General features: G+C 66.8%; 10 protein-coding genes and 2 pseudogenes. 5 read left to right on the forward strand and 7 right to left on the reverse strand.

All coding sequences use genetic code 11. The features are described from left to right. A partial coding sequence (locus tag DD1DGNOD_RS17345; RefSeq protein WP_241255805.1) for a serine/threonine-protein kinase occupies positions 1-508 on the reverse strand: 508 nt, incomplete at its 3' end. Positions 509-832: 324 nt separating this feature from the next. Here DD1DGNOD_RS17345 and DD1DGNOD_RS17350 point away from each other — a divergent pair. Together DD1DGNOD_RS17350 and DD1DGNOD_RS17355 are read left to right on the forward strand one after the other, a co-directional pair. Next, the gene (locus tag DD1DGNOD_RS17350; protein ID WP_131767508.1) at positions 833-1,393 is read left to right on the forward strand and encodes an RNA 2'-phosphotransferase; all 561 of its coding nucleotides are present in this window, start codon (positions 833-835) and stop codon (positions 1,391-1,393) included. Positions 1,394-1,652: 259 nt separating this feature from the next. Further along, positions 1,653-1,952: pseudogene (locus tag DD1DGNOD_RS17355) on the forward strand (dienelactone hydrolase family protein); the annotation flags it as partial. Positions 1,953-2,011: 59 nt separating this feature from the next. Here the strand turns inward: DD1DGNOD_RS17355 and DD1DGNOD_RS17360 are convergent. The 4 genes from DD1DGNOD_RS17360 to DD1DGNOD_RS31330 form a co-directional block, all read right to left on the reverse strand. Beyond that, the gene (locus DD1DGNOD_RS17360) at positions 2,012-3,172 is read right to left on the reverse strand and encodes a hypothetical protein (RefSeq protein WP_131767509.1); all 1,161 of its coding nucleotides are present in this window, start codon (positions 3,170-3,172) and stop codon (positions 2,012-2,014) included. A 62-nt stretch (positions 3,173-3,234) separates the two neighbouring features. After that, positions 3,235-3,513 (reverse strand): hypothetical protein, encoded by a 279-nt coding sequence (locus tag DD1DGNOD_RS17365; protein WP_131767539.1) that lies wholly within the window; start codon positions 3,511-3,513, stop codon positions 3,235-3,237. A gap of 189 nt (positions 3,514-3,702) precedes the next feature. Continuing rightward, on the reverse strand, positions 3,703-5,175 hold the full coding sequence (locus DD1DGNOD_RS17370; protein WP_131767510.1) for an AAA family ATPase: 1,473 nt from the start codon (positions 5,173-5,175) through the stop codon (positions 3,703-3,705). A gap of 42 nt (positions 5,176-5,217) precedes the next feature. Then, positions 5,218-5,574 (reverse strand): IS1096 element passenger TnpR family protein, encoded by a 357-nt coding sequence (locus DD1DGNOD_RS31330; RefSeq protein WP_131770626.1) that lies wholly within the window; start codon positions 5,572-5,574, stop codon positions 5,218-5,220. A 323-nt stretch (positions 5,575-5,897) separates the two neighbouring features. Here DD1DGNOD_RS31330 and DD1DGNOD_RS17380 point away from each other — a divergent pair, with 323 nt between their 5' ends. From DD1DGNOD_RS17380 to DD1DGNOD_RS27200, 3 genes are all read left to right on the forward strand, one after another. Continuing rightward, positions 5,898-6,320, forward strand: a complete 423-nt coding sequence (locus DD1DGNOD_RS17380; protein WP_131767512.1) for a DUF433 domain-containing protein — start codon at positions 5,898-5,900, stop codon at positions 6,318-6,320. 74 nt (positions 6,321-6,394) lie between these two features. Beyond that, positions 6,395-6,649: a hypothetical protein gene (locus tag DD1DGNOD_RS31335; protein WP_430827827.1), complete on the forward strand. Its 255-nt coding sequence runs from the start codon at positions 6,395-6,397 to the stop codon at positions 6,647-6,649. Continuing rightward, complete coding sequence (locus tag DD1DGNOD_RS27200; RefSeq protein WP_165036822.1) at positions 6,600-6,755, forward strand: hypothetical protein; 156 nt, start codon at positions 6,600-6,602, stop codon at positions 6,753-6,755. Before DD1DGNOD_RS31335 ends, DD1DGNOD_RS27200 begins: the two co-directional genes overlap by 50 nt. 272 nt (positions 6,756-7,027) lie before the next feature. On the opposite strand, the gene DD1DGNOD_RS17385 is transcribed toward DD1DGNOD_RS27200, so the two are convergent. Beyond that, entirely contained in the window at positions 7,028-8,215 is a 1,188-nt protein-coding gene (locus DD1DGNOD_RS17385; RefSeq protein WP_165036830.1) for a cysteine desulfurase family protein, read from the reverse strand. 5 nt (positions 8,216-8,220) lie between these two features. Next, positions 8,221-8,418 (reverse strand): annotated as a pseudogene (locus DD1DGNOD_RS28235) (hypothetical protein); the annotation flags it as partial.

Here is an 8,418-nt window from a genome sequence, read left to right on the forward strand (position 1 = left end):
GCACCATGCCGGTCGCCGTCAGTCCGGCGGGCGTCTCCAGCGACCGGGCGATCCCGAAATCGATCACCCGGGGGCCCATCCGGGACAGCAGGACGTTGCCCGGCTTGAGGTCGCGGTGGACGAGCCCCACCCCGTGGATCGCGGACAGCGCGGTGGCCATCGCGACCGCGAGCTGGTCGAGCTCGGCCTTGCGCAACGGACCGCCGGAGCGGACCGCCTCGTTCAGCGTGGGGCCGTCGATGTACTCGGTCACCAGGTACGGCGGCTGCGCGGTGACGTCGACGTCGAGAACCTCCGCGGTGCAGAACCGGGGCACCCGGCGGGCGTGCTCACCCTCGTGGCGGAAGCGGAGCAGGAACTCCTCGTCCCGGGCGTAGCGGGAGGCCACGACCTTCACCGCGACCAGTCGACCGTCGGGCGCCTGCCCGAGATGGACCACGCCCATGCCGCCCTCGCCCAGGCGGCCCAACACCCGGTACCCGCCGATGTGCTGCGGATCCCCGGGCATCGACCGCACCCCGGCCGGTAACCGCGGGACCTCACCGCCATAGCGATCCGAGGCGCTCAGCTCCTCACCGCGGCCATTCATGCACCAGGCTCCTCGTCCCCGCGACGACCTTTCGCCACGGCATAGGCACCTCGGCATCGTCCCACCGCCGCCGAGGTTCCCCTGTCGCCACGAATCCCCGATATTCAGGGTGATTGATTCACGACTCCCAGTAGGCCAAAGGCTGCACGATCATGGCTCTTTTCGCGCGGCCGGAGCCCCCAAGGGTCTCTGGTCACCGCACCGCGAGATCAGATGTGGATACTCTAAACGCTTATGGCAGATATGAACGCGCGTCGCGCGGAGCGGGTATCGCGGTACCTGTCACGGCATCTGCGGCACGCGCCAGACGCCATCGGCGTTGTCCTCGACGCCGCAGGGTGGACACCTGTCACCGATCTGCTCGATGCCTGCGCCCGGTCCGGTTTCCCGATCAGCCGTGCCGAGCTCGACCAGGTCGTGGCGACGAGCGACAAGCAGCGTTTCGCTTTCGACGACACCGGGCAGCGCATACGCGCCAATCAGGGTCATTCAGTGCGCGTCGACCTGGGCCTGGAGACGACGCCTCCACCGGAAGTGCTCTATCACGGTACGATCGAGTCCTTCCTGCCCGCGATCCGCCGGGAGGGACTGCGCCCGATGGGACGCCACGACGTCCACCTGTCCACTGATTCGGCCACGGCGCGACGGGTCGGCGCACGCCGTGGCCAACCGGTCATCCTCACCGTCGACTCGGGCGCGATGCACCACGCCGGTCACCGGTTCCGGCGCAGTGCCAACGGGGTCTGGCTGGCCAGCCACGTGCCTCCCGGCTTCCTCAGCCATCCACAATTCGGTCATTCATGATCAGAAACCCCGGCTCGCTGACCGAACGCCTATCCCTCGGGCGCTCTTGACTCCCTGGGGCCTCCAGGCGCGTGAAAAGAACCATGATCGCACACCCTTTGGCCACTAGGCCTACCAGGTTGCGACCGTCGCTCATACGCAGGGAAAGGATGAGAAGCCGATGCCAGCAACGACCATTCCAGGCGCTACAACCGCAGCCGCGCTCAGAGCACACTTCGCCATACCGCCCCTTGGCGAGGGGCCATAGCCTGGGGTCGTCGTCCTACACGAGGCATTCGATCTCACCAACGACACCCGACAGCAGGCGGACCGCCTCGCCGCGGCCGGCTACCTGGCCGTGGCTCCGGACCTTTTCACCGCGGGAGGAACGCTGCGCTGCCTACGCTCGACGTTCTCGTCGCTGTTGTCCGGGAAGGGAGCGGTGTTCGACGACTTCGTCGACGCCGTAGCCACGAGGCCATCGGCCGTCCTGGCCCTATGGGCGCGGGTCCTGTTCCATGTGGTGGTGCCGGGATGCGCCCGTTCCCGGCGACGGTGCCGGTGCCAGTGCCGGCGGTAGGTAAAAACGGCTGCCGGAACCGCCGGAACCATCTACGCCTCGTCGATCCGGGCTCCGGATCAGTTCGGAGCCCCGGCCGTCGTGCCCAGGCCGGCCCGGTCGAAACGCTGGAGAAGGCTGGGCTTCCTCAGGTGCTGGTCGCGCAGGTGTTCAAAGCGCTGCTCGAACACCTCGGGATGGCCCTGACGCTCGCTGACGGCCCGCAGATCGGTGAGAAGCGTGACAGCGTTGTCATACTCCCCCGGCTTCTTTGTATCGATCATCATGCTCACGCGTTGCCATGCCTGTTCCTCCTGGAGCGCCAGTGCCTCCAGGCGCTTGTCACGGGCAATCTCCGCCTGGCGCTCACGACGGGCACGTTCCTGCGCCCGCTGTTGTTCAGCAAGCCGCTCCCGCTCGACACGCCGGACCTCGGCCGCGTCGAGCAACTCGGCCACCGTGCGCTTTCCCGCGCCCGCTGTGCTGACCGGGGCGCCTTTGTGGAAACGCCGCAGCAGTTCCACCCGCAGGTGGGCGTCATCACCCCTGAGGACCCTCATGATCAGCGTGTTCTTCTCTGTCACCGAGAAGTCCGCGACCCACCTGACAAGATCGGCCTCCGAGGTTTCATCGCCTGGAACCTGTTCACTGGCCATGGCGGCGACCGCGAGCAGATCCTCGTCGAGACGGAGGAAGTCCGCGATGCTTCGCAGCGACGCGGTCAACGTCGACAGGTTCGGCGGAACCGGCGGCTCGACAGCATCATCATCAAGCTCCCCGGCCGAGGCGGTGAGCAGCCAGGCGAGATACAGGAGGCGAAGATCGCCTGAGGCCAGCTCCGCCCGCACGGGGATGATCGACGTCAACCATCCCTCCCCGCCTTCGTCCTCCCAGTCGCCCTCGTTGTGGTAGCTGAGGTCGAGAATCACGTTCTCGCCGTCGACCCACGCGGACGCCGCGTCCCCCAGGCAATAGCTCTGAGCCGTCTTCAGGTCAAGCAGCCGTTTGGGCAACCGGAGCATCAGCCGGCGCGTCCCCCAGTTGGCGAGGTAGAGGAAGGCATCGAAGTACCGCGCCACCAGCTTCTGTGGATCCCCCCGGAAATCGCCCCAGTGATAGGTGTTGATTAAACTCGTCGAAGTGATTTGCGCCCGGGTCGACAACGCCCGAAGCTCATCGCGCTGGCGAGCGTCCAAGGAACGGTCCACCGCCAGGAACTCGTAGTACTGATACTCACTCACCAGCAGCTCCCCGATAATCTGCTTACAACCCGCCGCCCGTGCGGCTTTCACGACTTCCGCGCTTATCCCAGCCAGTGCCGGTACGCCTCGATCCACTCCGCGCCCTGCGGTGGTGGCGTCGGCAACGGCAGATCGAGGATCGGGATGGCCTGCTTCGAGCGCTCGCGGGAACAGACAGCGACGATCTCACCGCCCCGCGACAGGTCCACGCGCTCGACGGTGACGTCCACGCCCAGGACCTGCGTGGTGAACGGAACCACGAGATTGTCCTCGATCAGGGTGAACAGGCCGCTCACCTGCTCGTCGTCATTGTAAGCGTCGACCGTGGCCTCCGCGACCATCGCGTCGAGCTCTTCTTCGCTGATTGCGTCCACCTCGGGACAGTACCCGCAACACCTGGAGCGACCCACGACTGCCCCGGCGAAACGCCCATGACCTGCGGGTCGTGTCCAACCGGTTCTGTCGGGCTTCGCGGGTTGGCGGATGTGGCGATTACCGTGCCTCCGCGGTGGACGGTTGACGGGCCTTCATCAGCCCAGCAGCAGGGTGAGGAGAGGTGTCGGCAACGCCCAACTCCGGTGGCCGGTGTCCGTAATGTTCTTGGTTGCCACGATGCCGTGGCCAAAGGCATTCTCGATGGCTCGCGCCTCGGACCGCCAGCCGTGTGTGACCCACTTCGCTTCGATAGGCGTGGAGAACAGCTCACCATTGGCGGTAGGCAGCGGAAGCGGCGCGAAGTCCACCTCGGTACCGCTACCTGTCCGAAAGTACCCGATAGCCTCGTCCGTGGCCCATCGGCCGGGTTGGCGTGCTTCCACAGCGGCGGCAAACGCGACAGCCAAGGTCGACTCGGCAAGCTTCGTCAGGTCCGGGGTGGGGAGGCCGGCCCGCAGCCGAGGACCCAGCCAAGCCATGATCGGGTCGGAGAGGTACAGCTTGGCCTGCGCGCCCGCTACCCGACGCGCCGCGGCGTTGACCTGATGGCACCAGATTGCTCCAAACGTCCGGACAAGCTTCACCAGACGCAGGTCGAATGCCTGACGGGAGGGGTATCCCAGATCGATCGCGGCCTTGGTTCGATTCATCGGGGTACCGGAACGGCCATGGAGACCGGCGAGCAGCTGGGGGATGGATTCCTCCGGCGCGTTTCGGTCCACATCGCGATGCAGCCACTGCTCGATGTCGGTCAGGAACGCATCGCTTACCACTCCGGTGCCGTGGTATTCGCTCACCGCCCGCGGATACCCGCCGCACGTGAGGTAGGCCTGCCAGGCAAGGTCGAAATCGTCGGAGTTCGGGGCGAGCAGGCCGGCGATGTGCGCTACCTCCGCCGATTGAAGATCCCACAGCGGCACGGACGGCGGCCGCGGCAGCTCCGGTCGGGACACCGCGATGAAGTCACGGAACGACATCGGTACCAGGATCCGGGTACGGCGCACATTGGTCATTCCCGCGCGGCCGGCAAGCAGATCCCGCCCCACCTCGGCGTCGTCGGCCCACGACGAACCAGTGCAGACAACAAGGTCGAGTCCGAACAGGGTGTTGTCCCGGAGAAACTTCAGGGTTGTCGTCCAGCCCGCCATCCCGGTTACTTCATCGATCAGCCAGACCCGAGGTCGTGGCTCGGTCTGGTCGACCGAACGGGTCAGATCTCGACCCACAGTGATCGCGCGATTCAGATCCTGCGCGGTCATCTCGTCCGCGGCGATATAAATCAGTTGCCTGGGGTCGACGTCGGCGCGGGCGCACAACGCGGCGATCGTGTCCTTGAGCACCACCGACTTGCCGACTCTTCGCGGCCCCCGAAGCACGATCAGTCGGTCGTCCAGGGGCTCGGTGGCGACGTCGGCAAGGACCGCGGCGCGGTAGCCGAGATCAAATCTGCGCCGGCCCCGCAGCGACACGTCTGTCGCCATCCACGCCGTCGGGCTCGCGCCGGTCGCAACCGCACCCCACCAAGGATTGGTCGCGGCCAGCCGAGCCCGGATCTGATCGTCACGCACGTGCAGGATCTTACCAGAAACCAGGTTTCTAGTAATGCTGACCTACCAAAACCCTGTCTTCCAATAGGTGATGTACACCGTGGTCCGAACCTGAGCCGGCCGGGCCGGTCGGATGATCAGGAAGGTCCCACCGAAGGACCCGCGTCCCCGGGCACGCCGGGACGTGTGTCTCGGCAAACAGCGGTCGGCGACCGGCACGGCGAGGACAACCCGCCCCGACCTGTCCGATCGTGAATCCATGGCGGTGGCCTCGTGGCTCTCGAACAAGTACAGGCGTGTGACGTTCCAGCCCATGGCCGTCTGAATGACATCGTGCAGCTGGCTCAGGAAAATCTCGGACGGAACGGCGCCGCGCCACCGGACCGGCGGATCCACACGATCAAGCTCGGTCCTCGGCACGAGCGGGACGAGGTGGGTACCTCGACGTCAACGAATCCGGGTTCACCACAGCGCTTCTACTTTCGCCTCGCACCGCACCAGCAGGGTGCGCCGCGCTGCGTTGCGGCGGCCAAGCCACGTCGCGACCATCTCCCTGAAGCGAGTCGTTGTCGTCCAGCCAGGTCAAGGTCTCTTGGGCAGAAACTACCGTCCGGTGATCCGACTGAAGCCCCGTGGCGGTCATGCGTCCGTGACCTGGGCCGAGTTCGTCGAGGCCGCACTGTTGCGAGAGTATCGCCGGACCCACAAGGGACCCATGGCAGAACTGCGGGCTTTCATCGACCTTGCTCCGGGGCCATTTCAGCGTCCCTTACCCGCTCGCCGACCGACGGCCGTTCGTCTCGGCCGGCCGTGAGCTCCTCCTCGCGGCTCAGGACGAGTCCGGGCTGGACGCCGAGTTCTGCCTGGTCGCAACCGTCCAGGGACAAGCCGTGCTCACGTTCCCCGCTGACGCGTTCGTCGAGCGGGTCACCTGGGAAGGCGATGACGCCGTGGAATGGCGACCCCATGCCGATCCTGCATCGCCCGTACGGATGCGGCCCGACCTGCGCTTCGGCCGGCCCGCCGTGGGTGGCATCAGCACGGTGGTTCTCTGGGAACACGTCGAAGGCTGCGAGGACATCGACGAGGTCGCCGAAGCCTTCGACCTGACCGTCGACGACGTGCGCTGGGCACTCGCGTACGAGACGTCGGCCCGGGCAGCGTGAGCAGGACCAGACCCGCTGTTGTCCGCTACCACATCGATGCCGACGTCCTCGGCCTCGCAAAAATCCTGAAATCGATGCGACCCGACGTCACCTATCCCGGTGACCCCGGAGGGATCGTTCACAAACGACAGCGGCCACCATGCCCGATCACGACTCCCAGCACCCCGGATCATGAGTGGATACCAATCACTGCCCAGCGAGGCTGGCTAGCAATCACCCAAGACAGCAGAATTCAGGAGAACCGAGCAGATCAATGCGGTCCGGGAAACCGGTGCCCGCATGGTCGCACTGTCCGGGAAAGACGCCGGAAACACGTTCAACCAGCTTGAGATCCTGATGTGCCAGTGGCGTGCCATCGAAATCTTACCGAACGCAACCGGACCGTTCATCTACACCGCTACCAGGACATCGCTGCGTTCCATCGATCTCTCATGAGCTCCGAGTAATTCCGACCGACTGCAACGATCTTATTTGGCTGCACCTGTCTGTAGGTAGAAACCGCTACTACAACGACGGTTTCCATCTACGGATGCGGAAGCTGTAGGTAGAAACCGGCGCTACAACGACAGTTTTCACCTACGCCTTCGGCCCTGACGGTGCTGTGGCCGCATCCATCGGTGGCCCCGGCTCGGGTCCGACCCCCTGAAAGCTCCGTCAGGCGGCTGAAAGGTGCGTCAGGCGGCCGGGGAACGCGGCCGGGGTACCGGTCAGGTGTGGGTGCGGGTATGGGTGCGGGAGGTGGAGCGGGGGCGGTGGTGCAGGGAGCGGACGTGGTCGACGGCGGTGGCCACGTGGTCGGCCGCGGTGTGTACCTCGTCCTGCGTTGTGGGACGGCCGAGGCTGAAGCGCAGGCTCTCCAGCACGGCGGCGGAATCGAGCCCCATCGCCGTCAGTACGTGGGACGGTTCGGTGCTCGAGCCCTTGCAGGCGCTGCCCGCCGAGACCGCGACCTGCGGCATCGACGTCATCACCGCGTCGGCGTCCGCGCCGACGAAGCGCAGGTTCAGCGTGTTCGGCAGGCGTGTGACGGTCGGGCCGTTGAGCTCGACGCCGGTGAGTTTCTCCGCCAGTAGACGGTGCAGCAGCGCGGTCAGGTGGCGCAGCCGGTCGGCGTCGGCTGCGAGCTCCGCGGCGGCGATCGCCGCGGCCCGGCCGAACCCGACGATGCCGGCGCTGTTGACGGTGCCGCTGCGCAGCCCCCGCTCCTGGCCCCCGCCGACGATCAGCGGCGTCATGCGGTTCTGCAGTGGACGGCTGGCGACGAGCGCGCCGACCCCTTTGGGCCCGTATATCTTGTGCGCGCTGAGCACCGCGAGGTCGATCTCCTGCGCCTCCAGGGCAACGGGGATCTTGCCCGTGGCCTGGGTGACGTCGCACAGGTACAGGGCGCCGGCGCTGTGCGCGAGCTGGCAGGCCCGCCGGACGTCCGCGATCGCGCCGGTCTCGCTGTTCGCCGCCATCACCGCGACCAGCACGACGTCCCTCGACAGCAGCGAGGCGAGATGGTCGAGATCCGGGGTGCCGTTGCGCAGGACCCGGATCAGCCCGACCGAGCCGCCGTGGATCCTCGCGGCGTCCTGGGCCGCCGCGAGAACAGCCTTGTGCTCGGTGGCCGCCACCAGGATGCGCCGGCGGCCGGGCTCGGCACCGGCGAGGACACCGCGGATCGCGAGGTTGGCCGCCTCGGTGGCGCCGCTGGTGAACACGACATTGCGCCGCCCGGCCCCGACCAGGGCCGCGACCTGCCCCCGGGCCTGCTCGACCAGGCGGGCGACCGCGCGGCCGGCGGTATGCCCGCTGGAGGCGTTGGCGAAGTCCTCGGAGAACAGCGGCAGCATCGCCTCGAGCACCCGCGGGTCGACCGGAGTCGTCGCGTTGTAGTCACAGTAGATCATCGCGGTCACAGCAGATCATCGTGACCGTGACCACGCCGGACGCAGGGACCGATCCCAGCCGCCGCCGGCATGCCCGCCGCACCCGACGCACCCGGCAGGGGGACCCGGTGGACCCGGTACTGCTGCGAGTGGGATGATCGCTGCTGCTGGGAGGACCCGCAGTCGACACAGTGCGGGTCGCGGATCACCGGGAACGACCGGAA

This window comes from Candidatus Protofrankia californiensis, from assembly GCF_900634765.1.
Taxonomy (GTDB): Bacteria; Actinomycetota; Actinomycetes; order Frankiales; family Frankiaceae; genus Protofrankia; species Protofrankia californiensis.

Excerpts from the sequence above, each read along its gene's own strand:
- DD1DGNOD_RS31335 (WP_430827827.1), top strand. The coding sequence starts at position 6,395 with ATGCGACCCGACGTCACCTATCCCGGTGACCCCGGAGGGATCGTTCAC.
- DD1DGNOD_RS17350 (WP_131767508.1), top strand. The coding sequence starts at position 833 with ATGAACGCGCGTCGCGCGGAGCGGGTATCGCGGTACCTGTCACGGCAT.
- DD1DGNOD_RS27200 (WP_165036822.1), top strand. The coding sequence starts at position 6,600 with ATGGTCGCACTGTCCGGGAAAGACGCCGGAAACACGTTCAACCAGCTT.
- DD1DGNOD_RS17365 (WP_131767539.1), bottom strand. The coding sequence starts at position 3,513 with ATGGTCGCGGAGGCCACGGTCGACGCTTACAATGACGACGAGCAGGTG.
- DD1DGNOD_RS17385 (WP_165036830.1), bottom strand. The coding sequence starts at position 8,215 with ATGATCTACTGTGACTACAACGCGACGACTCCGGTCGACCCGCGGGTG.